The organism is Ectopseudomonas guguanensis (assembly GCF_900104265.1).
GTDB classification, from domain to species: Bacteria; Pseudomonadota; Gammaproteobacteria; order Pseudomonadales; family Pseudomonadaceae; genus Aquipseudomonas; species Aquipseudomonas guguanensis.
The window spans coordinates 1-14,935 of sequence record NZ_FNJJ01000010.1 but is presented as its reverse complement, the minus strand read 5'-3'; the positions used below and the strand labels follow the sequence as shown (position 1 = coordinate 14,935).

Here is a 14,935-nt window from a genome sequence, read left to right as displayed (position 1 = left end):
CGGTGCCGAGGCAGTGCCGGTCAAAGACCTTTATCGGGACAAAACTGGACTGGAGCGCATCAATTCATGCGAGGGCGAAATAAGGAGTACCACCGCAACTCCTAGCGTATTGCGAACTGCGGAAACAGACGGCTGAACGCTTTCACTTCCCTTCGTGCGACCTGAGCCTTGGGCTTGATCTTGTCGAACGCTGGGCTAAGGTTTGGGCACGGTCTTCCCTGAGACCGTCTCTGCGACAAGGGGCCGCTGCCCCCTCGGGGCCTCTATGAATACGCTCCGCCATCCGGCGGGGCTTTTTCATACCGGTTAGAACCTTGGCGGCTCATCCGAGGGCGTATAGGGCACCGTCCCGTCACCATAAAATCGCTTGCGCGTGGCTTCGGCAACGCGATTGCACAACTGGTCACCCAGCTCGTCTCGCCCCATCTTGCACTGCTGGCGCAGCTTTTTCAGCGCATCAGGATCGGCTGCCAGCTCATCTACCGAGGGTATCCTTGATGGTACCTGCGTGCCGGGTTCACCACAGGCAGTCAGGGCCAGAACAAAGAGAATCAGGAAAGTTTTCTGCATGGCTCAACTCCTCCATTGCTCTGTGGCGGATTGTTCGCGCTAGGTCGCTTCAACGGATTCGATGGTCTGTACCCGCTCTATGATGCGGCTCAACGCCACCGGTGGCTCACGTGTCGAGTGCAACAGGTAAGTGGTCAGCAGCGGGCATACCCCTGCCAGTGGACGACCTATCACTCCAGGCTCCCTGCAGGTTGCGATGTTCGACTCACCCACCAAACCCAACGCAAAACCCGCAGCCACCAGTGCCATCATGAGGTCGCAAGAGGCCACTTGCTCCGCGACCAGAGGCTCCGATCCGCTTTGGCGCAGAAAGCGTTCGACTTGCCGCGCGTGCCCCTCGCAAACCTGTGGATCGCAGAGCACCAGGGGGTAGCGCAGCAGCTCTTCCACCGGGACTCGCTTGTACGACAGAATGGGATGTCGAACAGGCACCGCCACCATCAGTGGCTCGCTCCAGACCGGAGTGGCGACGATGCCATCGCCGACCTCGTCCGACTGAGCAAAACCTGCGTCGTACAGATCTTCGAGCAACCCCTTGATCTGTTGGGCCAATGGCACTTCAGATAGGCGAATCTCGACTTCCGGCTCCTCCTCCCGACAGAGCGCCAGGAAAGAGGAAAAGCGTGATGGGGATATCCCGTCAGAAAGCGCCATCCGCAACTGGCCTCGAAAACCATTGGCAGCGGCCTTTACGCTGTCGCGCGCCTGTTGCAGTGCAATGAAGACACGCGGCACATGCTCTAGGAGCAGCCGTCCGGCATGCGTGAGCTTGGTGCTTCGCGTGGTTCTCAAGAAAAGCTGGACCCCCAGCTCCTCCTCCAGCTCCTTGATTGCACGCGACAGAGGTGATTGCTCGATATGCAACCGCTCAGCAGCACGGGCAAAGTGCAGTTCCTCTGCAACGGCTAGAAAACAGCGAAGGTGGCGAAGTTCCATTATCCCATCCTCTCCTTGAGAGCATCGCAGGAAGGACCTTAGCGATTACTCTCTCAGCTTCTGCGCCAGCGAACGTACTGGAGTGAGTATCTGCCGCTTAGCTTGACCGACCACCGACTCCTGTTCGAATACTGGGGCAACCGCCACTCGTTCGCCATCCTGCCTGTAGCGCGGGAAAAGGCTCAGCGCATTGCTGCGCTGGACCTGCAGTGCCAGCCCTGCCCTCCAGAATCCCGCCTGCACCAGCTCGGCCATCTGTCGTTGGGTCTGCTGCTCGGGGGCAAAGGGCGAATCGCTGCCGAACAACAGGCGCGAGGGCTCGACCAGTTCCTGCAGCGTGGCCATCGAGGAACGTGAAACGGAGGTCGCCGTATCCAAGTAGAAGCGTCGCAGATAGGTGAGCACGCCCTGGGTGGCGGTCTCGCCGTACTCGGGCATGGCATTGGCCAGCGACACCCGCCAGGCGACATAGGGGAGAAAGCCGCCGGCATGGGCCAGGATCCAGCGAATCTTGTGGAAACGCTCCATGGTGCCGGAAAGGATCAGGTTGAGGCCTGCACGGGTGAGGTCGCAGGGGTACTCCAGCACACTGAGCGGTGTGTTCAGTCCCAGTTGATCGGTCGACGGCGGGATATTGGGGTGCACGAACACCACGGCACTGCGCGAATTGAGCTCATGCATGAGCTCGTCGAACTCCGGGTCGCCGAGAAACTTGCCCGCGTTGCTGGCCATCAGCACCACGCCATCGGCCGCCAGGGTGTCGAGCGCATAAACGGCCTCGGCACAAGCCTGCTCGGTGTAAGGCAGCGGCAGGTGGGCGAAGAAGCCGATGCGCCCCGGATAGCGGTCGGCGAGCGAGCGGCTGTACTCGTTGCTGCTGCGCGAAAACTGCGCCAGCTCTCCGACATCGCAGTGAATGCCAGGTAGTACGGCCGAGGTGATCGCGGTGTGCACCGCGTCGGCCTGCAACGACGCCATGAAGGCCTCGGGCGACCACCCCGGTAGTGCAACGCCTGCGAGGGTGTCGAGATTGCGTCGCCCCAACAACGTCTGCATCGCCGGCGTGACGATATGGCGATGCACGTCGATCTTACCTGCCGCCGCACCTGCCCCCGCGGACGCCAAGCTGTCTTCGCCGCGCTCGGCCCAGCCGCTCGGTGCGCTGTCCGATTCGGAACGCATACCTGAAGCGAGTACTCCGGCACCAATCAGCGCCCCTGCCCCCACCACGAACTTACGACGATTCATGAGCACCTCATATTCTTGGAATGTCTTGAATGCACTGCCCTGCAGCAACCGGCTCAGCGATTGCGCATACTTTCGCCCAGGGAGGCCATGGGGCCGGTCATGGCTCGCCGCACCCGGCTGGACAGCGATTCGTTCTCGAAGACCGGCAGCGCCGTCACACGCTCGTCCGGCAGGCGGTAATGGGGGAAGAGCTCGAGTGCATGCCCACGGGCAATCCCGTACTGGGTCGGCTCGGCGAATAGATCCGACGCGTCCAGCGTGCGGCACTGCAGCGCGGTGATGGGCGCAGGGGCAAAGGGGAAGTCGCTGCCGAAAAGAATGTGCGTCGGCTCGACCAGCTCGCGAAGCGCCGCCATGGAGTAACGCGAGGGCGAAAGCGCCGTATCGAAGTAGAAACGGCGGATGTAGTGCATCACCCCCTTCGGCGCCTTGGCGTTTAGCCCTGGAATCTCGGCACCAGCCACGCGACCGGCGACGAAGGGCAGAAAACCGCCGGCATGCGCCAGAATCCAGCGAATGTTGGGATATTGCTCCAATGTGCCGCTGAGGATCAGGTTGACCGCCGCGCGGGTGGTATCGCAGAGGAACTCGATGAGAAAACCCGGCATGTTCAGGCCGATGTTTTCGCTGCTGGCATGCAGGTTGGGATGGACGAAAACGGTGGCCTGACGGCGATCCAGTTCGCTCATCAGCTCATCGAATCTGGCATTGCCGAGAAAATAGCCGTCGGTACTGCCCAGCAACACCACGCCATCGGCCTTGAGGACATCCAGCGCATGGATGGCTTCAGCGCAAGCCGCCTCGGTGAAGGGCATCGGCAGTACGGCGAAGGAGCCGAAGCGCCCCGGATACCGGGCGCCCATTTCCGCGGAGAATTCGTTGCAACGACGCGCAAGCTCCACCGCCTGGGCAACACCGTCGCCAAAATGCACCCCCGGCGCCGAAAGCGAGGTGATCGCCGTCTGGATGCCGTTGTCGTCCATAACGGCGATGGATTTTTCCGCATTCCAGGTTGGCAGCGGCGCCCCCGCGACCTTGTGGATGCCCTTGCCGTGCATGGTCTCGACGAAGGCAGGCGGGATGACGTGGTGATGGACGTCTATGCGCCCTTGCTGGATGGACATGAGCGTTCTCACCTCGATGGCGACGTTGAATGACACGACTGGCCGGCGGCCGCAGCGTGAAGACCTAGAAAATACACAACAGCCCTATGATGAACAGCATTGTTCACAAATATCAAGGATAGATTCCGCGCTTTCTAGCCGAGAACGCCGACGTGGTGACGCCAAGAGCGTCTGATAAATGGCAAGAACCCCGGTTCAGAGCGGCCCGCTAGAGGGCATGGATGGTTCAGCGAAAATTTAATCAATGAACCATGTTGATTTCCAGTGAGCACTGATGTTCACTCTAGCCATTCGCCTCAATCCAGGGTTCAGACCGTGAGCGCTATTCAGAGACGCATCCATGCCGCCGCCATCAAGCTTTTCGCCGAAAAGCAGATTGCCGACGTCAACATCAGCGAGCTGGCCCAGACTGCCGGCCTGGCTCGCAACACCATCTACAAGAACCTCGAGTCCATCGATTCTCTGTTCGAAACCGTGGCCAGCGAGCTGGCTGAAGAGATGAACGAGCGCGTCGGCAAAAGCGCCGCCCCGGATCTGGATCCAGCCCAGCGTTTGGCCAACGGGATTCGCTTCTACATTCGCCGCGCCCATGAGGAACCCCACTGGGGCAGCTTTCTGGTGCGCTACTCCGCCTCGCATGTGTCGATGCAAAAACTCTGGGACGGCCCCCCGGTACGCGACGTGCTGGCCGGCCTCGCCAGCCAGCGCTACAGCTTTCGCCAGGAACAGCTGATGTCGGTGATCGGCATGATTGCAGGGTCCGTGCTGATCGCGATTTCACTGGTACTGCAGGGGCACAAGACCTGGCGCGATGCCGGCGCCGATACCGCCGAACTGGTGCTGCGCGCCCTGGGCGTGCCGCCGGATGAGGCCCGGGCTTTTGCGACCGAGCCTTTGCCGACGTTGCCCAGCCTGGACTGAACACAACCGCAAGCTGACGTTGTCGAGCGTGCCTGACGGCATGCAGGGCATAGTCATGCCCGAAAAAGGCGGACAACCGATGACCGAAACCTTTGCCAGGCATGCCCTAACAACCTGGAACGCGCACTGCCCGCCCGATAGCGGCTAACGCAAGCGCCGGGCAATAGCAGACCGGGGCGCTGCCCGCCCCCGCACATCGATACCCGAACACCGCAATACGGACCTCATCGAGCACTCGATGACCTGTACGGGTTGGCTCATCCCGAAAAATGGCCGGCGTCGCAGAACAAAAACAAAAGAGGTAACCAAGATGTTCAAGCATCCCCCGTCGCAGCCAGCGCGCCTGGCGTGCGCAGTGAGCCTTGCAGCGCTGTTTTCCACATCGGCCCAGGCCATCGACTTCTCCATCGGCGAGATCGATGGGCAGTTCGATTCCACCCTCTCGGTTGGCGCCAGCTGGGCCCTGAGAAACCCCGCCTCGGATCTGCTGGGAAGCCCCGTCACCGACGACGGCCGGCGCAATTTCAAAAAGGGCGAAACCTTCTCGAAGATCTTCAAGGGCATCCATGACCTGCAACTGAGCCATGGCGAGTCGGGCGTCTTCCTGCGCGGCAAGTACTGGTACGACTTCGAGCTGAAGGACGAGAGCCGACTGTTCAAGGACATCGACGACCACAACCGCAAGACCGGTGCCCAGTCCAGCGGCGTGCAACTGCTCGACGCCTTCGCCTATCACAACTACAGCGTCGCCGATCTGCCGGGTACCGTCAGGCTGGGCAAGCAGGTGGTTAGCTGGGGCGAGAGCACCTTCATCCAAGGCGGGATCAACAGCATCAACCCGGTGGACATCGCGGCATTGCGGCGCCCCGGCTCGGAGCTCAAGGAGGGCTTGATCCCGGTCAACATGTTCTACCTGTCGCAGAACCTCACCGACGATCTGACCGCCGAGCTGTTCTACCAGTTGGAATGGGACCAGACCGTCATCGACAACTGCGGCACCTTCTTCGCACCCAACGATGCCATCGCCGACGGTTGCACCGGCTTGGTCGCCGGTCCCGCCCTGGATCAGAATCCCCTGGCCCAGGCCGCGCTGGCGCCCTTCGGCGTCGACCTGACGAGCGAAGGCATCCGCATCCCGCGAGCAGGCGACAACGATGCCCGCGACGCCGGCCAATGGGGCGCGGCGCTGCGCTGGTTCGCGCCGCAGCTCAACAGCGAGTTCGCTGCCTACTTCGTCAATTACCACAGCCGCATGCCATTCATCAGCGGTATCGGCAGCCCGAACATGGCCGACATGGCGTTCGCCGGCCAGGCCTGCGCCAATATCGGCATCAACGACCCGACGATATGCAACGCCGTACTCGGCAGCGCTCAGGGCCAGGCGCTGGTGCAGGCCTATCGCCTGGGGACGTCGCAGTACTTTGCCGACTACCCCGAGGACATCCAGCTCTATGGCCTGAGTTTCAGCACCAGCCTGCCGAGCGGCACCACCCTCTCCGGCGAAATCAGCTACCGACCGAACATGCCGATTCAGATCAGTCCGGTCGACCTCATTTCCGCCGCGGCCGGCGATGCCAATGCCTCGCCGGTGCTGTCCTCCGGCTACTTCCCGCCCAGCAACAGCGCAGTGCTCAAGGGCTATCAGCGCAAGGAGCTGACCCAGGCGCAGGTCACCGCCACGCATTTCTTCGATCAGGTCATGGGCGCGGATCGCCTGACTCTGGTCGGCGAGGTCGGCGTCGTCCACGTCAGCGGCATGGGCGGCGACGGCCTGCGCTATGGCCGCAGCACCACCTTCGGCATGGGCGAACTGGCAGACAACAGCATCTGCACCGGGCAGATCAATACCCGCACCCCGCAGTACTGCACCAACGAGGGCTTCACCACCAGCACGGCTTGGGGCTACCGGGCTCGGGCGATATGGGAGTACAGCAACCTGATCCCCGGCGTCGAGTTGCGCCCCAGCCTGGCCTGGTCGCACGACGTCAACGGATACGGACCGGAACCGGGTTTCAATGAAGGTTCCAAGGCCATCAGCCTGGGCCTGGATGCCGTTTACCTCAACACCTACACCGCCAGCCTTGCCTACACCGACTACTTCGGCGGCGACTACAACGCGAACGCCGATCGCGACTTCGTAGCCCTCAGTTTCGGCGTGTCGTTCTAAGTGGAGTTACCGACCATGCACAAAAAAACACTCTCGGCGTGCTCGCTCGCCCTTGCCTACACCCTGTCCAGCAATGTCGCCTGGGGCGCCGTCAGCCCAGACCAAGCCAAGCAGCTGGGTACCACCCTGACGCCCATAGGTGCCGAAATGGCCGGCAACGCCGACGGCAGCATCCCGGCCTGGACCGGCGGACTGCCCACGACTGCCGGCACGCTGAGCAAGGAGGGGTTCCTCAGCAATCCCTTCGCCGACGAAAAACCGCTGTTCACCATTACCGCGCAGAACGCCGCGCAGTACCAGGATCGGTTGACGCCGGGCCAGCAGGCAATGCTCGAACGCTACGCCGGCAGCTACCAGATTCCCGTCTACCCGAGCCATCGCACGGCGAGCATGCCGGACTTCGTCTACCAGGCGGCCAAGCAGAATGCCGTCAAAACCGGTCTCGTTCAGGGCGGCAACGGCTTGAGCGACTTCTCCACGGCGGTCGCGTTCCCACTACCGCAGAACGGTCTGGAAGTGGTGTGGAACCACATCACCCGCTACCGCGGCGGTAGCGCCAAACGCACCCATGTGCAGGCTACCCCGCTGGCCAACGGCACCTTCATGCCGGTCTACTTCAAACAGCAGTTCACCTTCAGGGACCGCATCAAGGACTTCGATCCGGCCGCTCCAGGCAACGTGCTGTTCTACTACAAGCAACTGGTCACCGCGCCCGCTCGCCTGGCCGGGGATGTCGTGCTGGTGCACGAGACCCTCAACCAGGTCAAGGAGCCGCGCATGGCCTGGATTTACAACGCCGGCCAGCGCCGCGTTCGCCGCGCCCCACAGATATCCTATGACGGTCCCTATCCGGCCTCCGAGGGACAACGCGTAGCGGACAATCTGGACATGTACAACGGCGCACCGGAACGCTACGACTGGAAGCTGATCGGCAAGCGCGAAATCTATATCCCCTACAACAGCTTCGAACTCGACTCGCCCACGCGCAAATACGCCGACATCGTCAAGGCGGGCCATCTCGATCCTGCAGCCACGCGCTATGAGCTGCACCGCGTATGGCAGGTCGAAGCCACGCTCAAGCCGGGCCAGCGTCACATCTACGCCAAGCGCGTTTTCTACATCGACGAAGACACCTGGCAAATCGCCCTGGCCGAACACTACGACTCCCGCGGCACCCTGTGGCGCACCGCGGAAGGTCACATGACGCCGCGCTACGACGTGCAGGTGCCCTGGCTCGGCGTAGAGACGCTGCATGACCTGATCAACGGCCGCTACATCGTCTCCGGCATGCGTAACGAGGAGAAGGAGCCCGTCGAATTCGGTTTCTCCTCGCTGCCCTCCGAATACACCCCGGCGGCCCTGCGCAACGCGGGCATCCGCTAAACCGCTTACTCCATGGTCGAAGGCGCCTGCCGGAGACCTTTGCCGCCCTTCGGGGCGGCTTTTTAAACCTTATGAGCGCTGGCTGCATGCAGGCAGAGATCAACTCATCAAAAATGAACACTTGTGCTCATATATGAGCACTGATAGATTCCAGCGAACAGCAAATAAGAACCTCTGGAGTGCACGATGAACAGCAACTCAGCCATCCCAGCTCTCACCTCCCGCAAGGTGGCCGTTGGCCGCCGGCAGATCTTTCTCAGCGAAATTGGCCAAGGCTACCCCCTGTTGATGTTGCACGGTGGCGGCGCCGGCGCCTCCGGGCTATCCAACTACTCGCGCAACATCGCGGCGCTTTCCCAGCAGTTCCGCGTCCTGGTGGTGGACATGCCCGGCTACGGCCAATCCACCAAGGGCGTGGATCGCAACGATCCGTTCGGCGACCTGGCGAAAACCATGCTCGGCCTGTTCGATGCGCTGCAGATCGAGTCGGCGCATGTGGTGGGCAACTCCCTCGGCGGTGCCTGCGCCCTGCGCATGGCCCTGGACGCCCCCGCACGCGTCTCGGCCCTGGTGCTGATGGGCCCGGGCGGGATCAACACCACCCGCAGCCTGCCGACCCCCGGGCTGAATCTGTTGCTCGACTACTACAACGGCGAAGGCCCGACGCTGGAGAAGATCACCCGCTTCATCCGCGACTATCTGGTGTACGACGGCAGCCAGGTGTCGGACGCGATGATCGAGGAGCGCTATCGCGCCAGCATCGACCCAGAAGTGGTCGCCGCCCCGCCGCTGCGCCGCCCGCCTGGCCTGAAAGCCGCGCTGCGCATGGACTTTACCCGCGATGCCCGCCTGGCCCAGTGCCGGGTGCCGACCCTGGTGCTGTGGGGCGCGGACGACAAGGTCAACCGCCCCAGCGGCGGCCCGGCACTGTGCAAGCGCATGCCCCACTGCGACCTCTACCTGTTCAGCAAGACCGGCCACTGGGTGCAGTGGGAACGCGCCGAGGAGTTCAACGCCGTCACCGCCGCTTTCCTCGCATGTCGCACGCCGGTCTGAACGAGCACGGAGCACGCCCTATGAACCAGGACATTTTCGGCGCCAGCAGCATGGGCTACGCCCTGATCGAGTCGCAACGACTCGAGCGCTGGCAGAGCTTTCTCAAGGACGGCATCGGCCTGCATCTGCAGCATGCGGATCGCAACTGTCTGGCGTTTCGCATGGACAGCCACCAGCGCCGCATCATCGTCAAACGCGGTCCGGCGGAAGACTTCGCCGCCGTCGGCTGGCAACTGCGCGACCAGGCCACACTGAACATCGCCCTGCAGCGCCTGCACGCACGCGGCATCACCATCCAGGAAAGCACTGTGGCGCAGGCCGCCGAACGCGGCGTCGCGCGCTTCTGGCGGGTGATCGGGCCCAAGCGCCTGGCCATCGAGCTATTCGTCGAGCCACTGACCAGCGACGAGCCGCTGGAGATGCTTAGCCAAGGATTCATCACCGGCGAGGCCGGTATGGGCCACCTGGCGATCACCAGTCGCCGCGGCAAGGACATGCGCCGCTTCTGGCAGGAGATCTTCGACGCCCGGCACAGCGACAGCATCGTCGAGCGACTGGCCGGTGTGACCCTGGATATCGAGTTCTTCCGGGTCAATCCGCGCCACCACTCCATCGCCATCGCTCAGGTGCGCGGCCTACCCATCGACCCGATCCGCACCAAGGCCCAGCACATGAACCTGCTGACCACCTCGGTGACGGAGCTTACTGCGGCCTTCCTACGCTGCCGCAGGCTGGGCTTCGAGATGGCCCACGAAATCGGCGAACACCCCAACGACCGCGAGCAGTCGTTCTATGTGCTCAGCCCGTCTGGCTTCGAGATCGAGCTGGGCTGGAACGCCCTGGAAGTTGAGGAAGCCAGCTGGCAGGCCAGCACCTATCAGGGCATCAGCCTATGGGGACACAAGCCCGAAAAGCTGGGTGCCTGGAACCAACTCACCACCAACCTGGGCAACTTCGGCCGCGGCCTGCGCTCGCTGCTCAAGCCCGAGTACTCCCCGCTGCAGGAGCGGCATTCGAAATGAACAACCATAACAACGAAATCGTCGACGTGGTCATCGCCGGCCTCGGCCCGACCGGCGCCACCCTCGCCCACCTGCTCGGCAAGCGCGGCCTCTCGGTGCTGGTGCTAGAGCGCGAACCGGTGTTCTACGGCAATGCCCGCGCGGTCTATACCGACGACGAATGCATGCGGGTGATGCAGGCCGCCAGCGTCGCCCCCGAGCTTGCCGCGGACATGCAGATCGACACGCCTGCGCAGTGGACCTTCCCCGACGGCCGGGTGATCGGCCGCTACTGGCAGCTCAAGCGCAGTTTCGGCTGGCCGGTGATCAACTTCCTCTACCAGCCCTGGCTGGAGACCAAACTCAGCGAGCTGCTGTCGCGCTATCCGGCGGTACGGGTGCTGCGCGGCCGCGAGCTGGTGGATTTTACCCAGGACGGCGAACTGGTCAGCCTGACCCATCAGGCCACGCAGAACTGCCGCTTCGGCGATGGCGACGGCCAGCGCGTCGAACTCGAAATAGATCCTGCCCCGGTCACCCTCAAGGCGCGCTACCTGGTCGGTGCCGACGGCGGCCGCAGCACGGTGCGCGAGACGCTCGGCATCGGCATGGATGGTAAGAACTTCCCCGAGCCCTGGCTGGTGGTCGACCTGGAGCAAAAGGAGGGCGAGGACGCCCTACGCCACATTCCTTACTTCAACTTCATCTGCGATCCGCGCTGCCCGACGGTCAGTTGCCCGCAGCCAGGCCGCTTCCACCGTTTCGAGTTCATGCTGATGCCTGGGCAGAGCAAGGAATACATGGAGGATCCAGCCACCGTCCGTGAACTGGTCGGTCGCTATGTCGACCCGGACAAGTTCGAGGTCAAGCGCAAGCTGGTCTACACCTTCAACGCCCTGGTCGCCAGGGAGTGGCGCCGTGGCCGTGTGCTGCTGGCCGGCGATGCCGCGCACATGACCCCACAGTTCATGGGCCAGGGCATGAGCTCCGGCGTGCGCGACGCCTACAACCTGGCCTGGAAGCTGGAAGCCGTGCTGCGCGGCAAGGCTTCCGAGCAGTTGCTCGATACTTACGGCCGCGAGCGTTACCACCATGCCAAGGCAATGATCGACATCTCGGTGATGATGAAGGACTTCGTGTCCATGTCCAATCCGTTCAAGACGGCGCTGCGCAACGCCGTGGTCAAGACCCTGAACGCGACGCCGGTGGCCGGCAAGTGGCTACGTGAAGGCGGTTTCAAGCCCACCCCGACCTACAAGGCCGGCAGCTATCTGGGCCTGCCCAGAAGAGGCCGCCGCGGCGTCGAGGGCACGCTATTGCCGCAACCTCAGGTACGCACCTTTACAGGCAAACGCGTACTGCTCGACGAATTGTTGGGCGAAGGCTTCGCCCTGATCGGCCTGGAACACAATCCGCTGACCGCACTCGCCCCCGAATCGCAAAAGTTCCTGGCGGCGCTGGACACCCGCTACGTCACGCTCTACCCCTTCGGCGGGCGCCCTCAGGGCGCCTCGGTGCAACGTTATGCGCCGGCCGGAGTGCTCGAAGTCGAAGAGCCGGACGGCGATCTGGTCGCCTGGTTCCGACGCGCCGGACGCGGGCGCGACCTGGTCGCCATCGTGCGCCCCGATAAGTTCGTCTTCGCCCTGGTCCCGGCCAAGGAGCTGGAAACGGCACTGAGCGAACTGAAAAGCCAGCTCGGCTGGCGGCCCAATCTGGCAGCAGGCCAGGTCGATTTCGCCGCGTTGAGGAAGAGCGCATGAGCCACGCCGCCCCGAACAAACTGGAGCAGGCCGCCGCCGCTCTGGAGCAGGCGCGCCAGGACAGAATCCCCTGCCCACAGATTTCCGCCAGCTTCGCTATCGACAGCCTGTCCGCCGCCTATGCGGTGCAGGAGATCAACACCCAGAGCGCACTCGCCCAGGGGCGTCGCCTGGTCGGGCGCAAGATCGGCCTGACCTCGCTGGCGGTTCAGCAGCAACTCGGCGTCGACCAGCCGGACTTCGGCATGCTGTTCGCCGATATGGAAGTCGCCGACGCTGGCGCCGTCGATTGCAGTCGCCTGATCCAGCCCAAGGCCGAGGGCGAAATTGCCTTCGTCCTCGGCCGCGACCTGCCCAATGCCGACACCACCCTGGCCGAACTGATGAGCGCCGTCGAGTACCTGCTGCCGGCCATCGAAATCGTCGACTCCGCCATCGTCGACTGGAAGATCACCCTGGTCGACACGGTAGCGGACAACGCCTCCTCTGCCCTCTACGTACTGGGCAAGCAACCGACCAAGCTGTCGGCACTGGACCTGCGCCTGGAAGGCATGCTGCTGGAGAAGAACCGCGCCCAGGCCGCCATCGGCGTCGGCGCCGCCTGCCTGGGCAATCCGCTGAATGCCTGCCTGTGGCTAGCCCGCACCATGGCCGAAGTCGGCCGCCCGCTGAAGGCCGGCGACGTGCTGTTGTCCGGCGCGCTCGGTCCCATGACCCCGGTAGTGGCCGGCGACCATCTGCACCTGCGCCTGACTCGCCTGGGCGAAGTCAGCTGCCACTTCCATTGAACTGCCGGCCTGGAGAATCTGCATGAGCAGCAAGAAACTAAAAGTCGCCATCGTCGGTTCCGGCAATATCGGCACCGACCTGATGATCAAGGTGCTGCGCAATGCGCAGCATCTGGAGATGGGCGCCATGGTCGGCATCGACCCGGCGTCCGACGGCCTGGCCCGCGCCGCACGCCTGGGCGTTGCTACCACCCATGAAGGCGTCGAAGGCCTGACCCGCCTGCCGATCTTCAGCGAGATCGACTTCGTCTTCGATGCCACCTCGGCCGGCGCCCACGTCAAGAACGACGCCTTCCTGCGCGGCATCAAGCCGGACATCCGCCTGATCGACCTGACCCCGGCGGCCATCGGCCCCTACTGCGTACCGGTGGTCAACCTGGAGCAGAACCTGCAGCAGCGCAACGTCAACATGGTCACCTGCGGCGGCCAGGCCACCATCCCCATGGTGGCGGCGGTATCGCGCGTGGCCAAGGTCCATTACGCCGAGATCATCGCCTCCATCGCCAGCAAGTCCGCCGGCCCCGGCACCCGCGCCAATATCGACGAATTCACCGAGACCACGTCGAAAGCAATCGAAGTGATCGGCGGCGCCGCCAAGGGCAAGGCGATCATCATCATGAATCCGGCCGAACCGCCGCTGATGATGCGCGACACGGTGTTCGTGCTGTCGGAAGCCGCAGACCAGGCCACGGTGGAAGCTTCCATTGAGGAGATGACCGCCGCCGTGGAAGCCTATGTACCGGGTTACCGCCTCAAGCAGCAGGTGCAGTTCGACGTCATCCCCGAGTCCGCGCCGTTGAATATTCCTGGTCATGGCCACTTCTCTGGCCTGAAGACCTCGGTGTTCCTCGAAGTCGAAGGCGCCGCCCATTACCTGCCGGCCTACGCCGGCAACCTCGACATCATGACCTCCGCCGCGCTGGCCACCGCCGAGCGCATGGCGCAGTCGATGATCCAAGGCTGAGGAGAGCACCATGACCTTCGACCCGATCAAGAAGCTGTATATCTCCGACGTGACCCTGCGCGACGGCAGCCACGCGATCCGCCACCAGTACTCGCTGCAGAACGTACAGGACATCGCCCGCGCCCTCGACCGGGCCAGGGTCGACTCCATCGAGGTGGCCCACGGCGACGGCCTGCAGGGCTCCAGCTTCAACTACGGCTTCGCTGCCCACACCGATCTGGAGTGGATCGAGGCGGCGGCGGACGTGATCGAGCACGCCAAGATCGCCACCCTGCTGCTGCCCGGCATCGGCACCGTGCACGACCTGAAGAACGCCTTTGAGGCCGGCGCGCGCATCGTCCGCATCGCCACCCACTGCACCGAGGCGGATGTGTCCAAGCAGCACATCGAATACGCCCGCAACCTGGGTATGGACACTGTCGGCTTCCTGATGATGAGCCACATGATCCCGGCCGAGCAGCTGGCCGAGCAGGGCAAGCTGATGGAGAGCTACGGCGCGACCTGCATCTACATGGCCGACTCCGGCGGCGCGATGAACATGCGCGACATCCGCGAGCGCATGCGTGCCTTCAAGGCCGTGCTCAAGCCGGAAACCCAGGTAGGCATGCATGCCCACCACAACCTGTCGCTTGGTGTGGCCAACTCCATCGTCGCGGTGGAGGAAGGCTGCGACCGCATCGACGCCAGCCTGGCCGGCATGGGCGCCGGCGCCGGCAACGCGCCGCTGGAGGTGTTCATCGCCGCCGCCGAACGCCTGGGCTGGAACCACGGCACCGACCTGTACCGGCTGATGGACGCCGCCGACGATATCGTCCGGCCGCTGCAGGACCGCCCGGTGCGGGTCGACCGCGAAACCCTGGGCCTGGGTTACGCCGGCGTCTATTCGAGCTTCCTGCGTCATGCCGAAGTGGCCGCCGAGAAGTACGGCCTGAAGACCCTCGACATCCTCGTCGAGCTGGGCAAGCGGCGCATGGTCGGCGGCCAAGAAGACATGATCGTCGATGTGGCGCTGGA

Annotated in this window: 13 protein-coding genes; 9 read left to right on the top strand and 4 right to left on the bottom strand. The window is 63.5% G+C overall.

All coding sequences use genetic code 11. From position 1 onward, the window contains the following. Nucleotides 1-306: 306 nt before the first annotated feature. The 4 genes from BLS61_RS15160 to BLS61_RS15145 are packed head-to-tail and all read right to left on the bottom strand — an operon-like array spanning nucleotide 307 to nucleotide 3,878. Nucleotides 307-570, bottom strand: a complete 264-nt coding sequence (locus BLS61_RS15160) for an EexN family lipoprotein (protein ID WP_090432221.1) — start codon at nucleotides 568-570, stop codon at nucleotides 307-309. Nucleotides 571-609: 39 nt separating this feature from the next. Beyond that, entirely contained in the window at nucleotides 610-1,506 is an 897-nt protein-coding gene (locus tag BLS61_RS15155; RefSeq protein ID WP_090432219.1) for a LysR family transcriptional regulator, read from the bottom strand. A gap of 45 nt (nucleotides 1,507-1,551) precedes the next feature. After that, nucleotides 1,552-2,754, bottom strand: coding sequence for an amidohydrolase family protein (locus tag BLS61_RS15150; protein WP_244157962.1), 1,203 nt, complete (start codon nucleotides 2,752-2,754; stop codon nucleotides 1,552-1,554). A 53-nt stretch (nucleotides 2,755-2,807) separates the two neighbouring features. Next, nucleotides 2,808-3,878, bottom strand: coding sequence for an amidohydrolase family protein (locus BLS61_RS15145; RefSeq protein WP_090432217.1), 1,071 nt, complete (start codon nucleotides 3,876-3,878; stop codon nucleotides 2,808-2,810). A gap of 264 nt (nucleotides 3,879-4,142) precedes the next feature. Between BLS61_RS15145 and BLS61_RS15140 the strand changes: the two genes are divergently transcribed. The 9 genes from BLS61_RS15140 to dmpG form a co-directional block, all read left to right on the top strand. Then, entirely contained in the window at nucleotides 4,143-4,799 is a 657-nt protein-coding gene (locus BLS61_RS15140) for a TetR/AcrR family transcriptional regulator (protein WP_244157961.1), read from the top strand. Nucleotides 4,800-5,109: 310 nt separating this feature from the next. Next, the gene (locus tag BLS61_RS15135; RefSeq protein ID WP_090432213.1) at nucleotides 5,110-6,966 is read left to right on the top strand and encodes a DUF1302 domain-containing protein; all 1,857 of its coding nucleotides are present in this window, start codon (nucleotides 5,110-5,112) and stop codon (nucleotides 6,964-6,966) included. Between the two features lie 15 nt (nucleotides 6,967-6,981). Further along, entirely contained in the window at nucleotides 6,982-8,349 is a 1,368-nt protein-coding gene (locus BLS61_RS15130) for a DUF1329 domain-containing protein (RefSeq protein WP_090432211.1), read from the top strand. Nucleotides 8,350-8,535: 186 nt separating this feature from the next. Next, entirely contained in the window at nucleotides 8,536-9,405 is an 870-nt protein-coding gene (locus BLS61_RS15125; RefSeq protein ID WP_090432209.1) for an alpha/beta fold hydrolase, read from the top strand. 20 nt (nucleotides 9,406-9,425) lie between these two features. Beyond that, on the top strand, nucleotides 9,426-10,427 hold the full coding sequence (locus BLS61_RS15120; RefSeq protein ID WP_208598811.1) for a VOC family protein: 1,002 nt from the start codon (nucleotides 9,426-9,428) through the stop codon (nucleotides 10,425-10,427). After that, the gene (gene mhpA / locus BLS61_RS15115) at nucleotides 10,424-12,169 is read left to right on the top strand and encodes a bifunctional 3-(3-hydroxy-phenyl)propionate/3-hydroxycinnamic acid hydroxylase MhpA (protein ID WP_090432207.1); all 1,746 of its coding nucleotides are present in this window, start codon (nucleotides 10,424-10,426) and stop codon (nucleotides 12,167-12,169) included. Before BLS61_RS15120 ends, mhpA begins: the two co-directional genes overlap by 4 nt. Next, nucleotides 12,166-12,957, top strand: a complete 792-nt coding sequence (locus tag BLS61_RS15110; protein ID WP_090432206.1) for a 2-keto-4-pentenoate hydratase — start codon at nucleotides 12,166-12,168, stop codon at nucleotides 12,955-12,957. The genes mhpA and BLS61_RS15110 overlap by 4 nt, the downstream gene beginning before the upstream one ends. A 22-nt stretch (nucleotides 12,958-12,979) precedes the next feature. Beyond that, nucleotides 12,980-13,921 carry an acetaldehyde dehydrogenase (acetylating) gene (locus BLS61_RS15105; protein WP_090432204.1) on the top strand — a complete coding sequence of 314 codons (942 nt, stop codon included), beginning with the start codon at nucleotides 12,980-12,982 and terminating at the stop codon, nucleotides 13,919-13,921. A 10-nt stretch (nucleotides 13,922-13,931) separates the two neighbouring features. Then, on the top strand, nucleotides 13,932-14,935 hold a 1,004-nt coding region (gene dmpG, locus BLS61_RS15100; RefSeq protein WP_090429150.1), incomplete at its 3' end, for a 4-hydroxy-2-oxovalerate aldolase.

What these genes read in the sequence shown, in the direction of transcription:
- BLS61_RS15125 (WP_090432209.1), top strand. Translation starts at nt 8,536, where the DNA reads ATGAACAGCAACTCAGCCATCCCAGCTCTCACCTCCCGCAAGGTGGCC.
- mhpA (WP_090432207.1), top strand. Translation starts at nt 10,424, where the DNA reads ATGAACAACCATAACAACGAAATCGTCGACGTGGTCATCGCCGGCCTC.
- BLS61_RS15150 (WP_244157962.1), bottom strand. Translation starts at nt 2,754, where the DNA reads ATGAATCGTCGTAAGTTCGTGGTGGGGGCAGGGGCGCTGATTGGTGCC.
- BLS61_RS15105 (WP_090432204.1), top strand. Translation starts at nt 12,980, where the DNA reads ATGAGCAGCAAGAAACTAAAAGTCGCCATCGTCGGTTCCGGCAATATC.
- BLS61_RS15130 (WP_090432211.1), top strand. Translation starts at nt 6,982, where the DNA reads ATGCACAAAAAAACACTCTCGGCGTGCTCGCTCGCCCTTGCCTACACC.
- BLS61_RS15135 (WP_090432213.1), top strand. Translation starts at nt 5,110, where the DNA reads ATGTTCAAGCATCCCCCGTCGCAGCCAGCGCGCCTGGCGTGCGCAGTG.
- BLS61_RS15160 (WP_090432221.1), bottom strand. Translation starts at nt 570, where the DNA reads ATGCAGAAAACTTTCCTGATTCTCTTTGTTCTGGCCCTGACTGCCTGT.
- BLS61_RS15110 (WP_090432206.1), top strand. Translation starts at nt 12,166, where the DNA reads ATGAGCCACGCCGCCCCGAACAAACTGGAGCAGGCCGCCGCCGCTCTG.
- BLS61_RS15155 (WP_090432219.1), bottom strand. Translation starts at nt 1,506, where the DNA reads ATGGAACTTCGCCACCTTCGCTGTTTTCTAGCCGTTGCAGAGGAACTG.
- BLS61_RS15120 (WP_208598811.1), top strand. Translation starts at nt 9,426, where the DNA reads ATGAACCAGGACATTTTCGGCGCCAGCAGCATGGGCTACGCCCTGATC.
- BLS61_RS15145 (WP_090432217.1), bottom strand. Translation starts at nt 3,878, where the DNA reads ATGTCCATCCAGCAAGGGCGCATAGACGTCCATCACCACGTCATCCCG.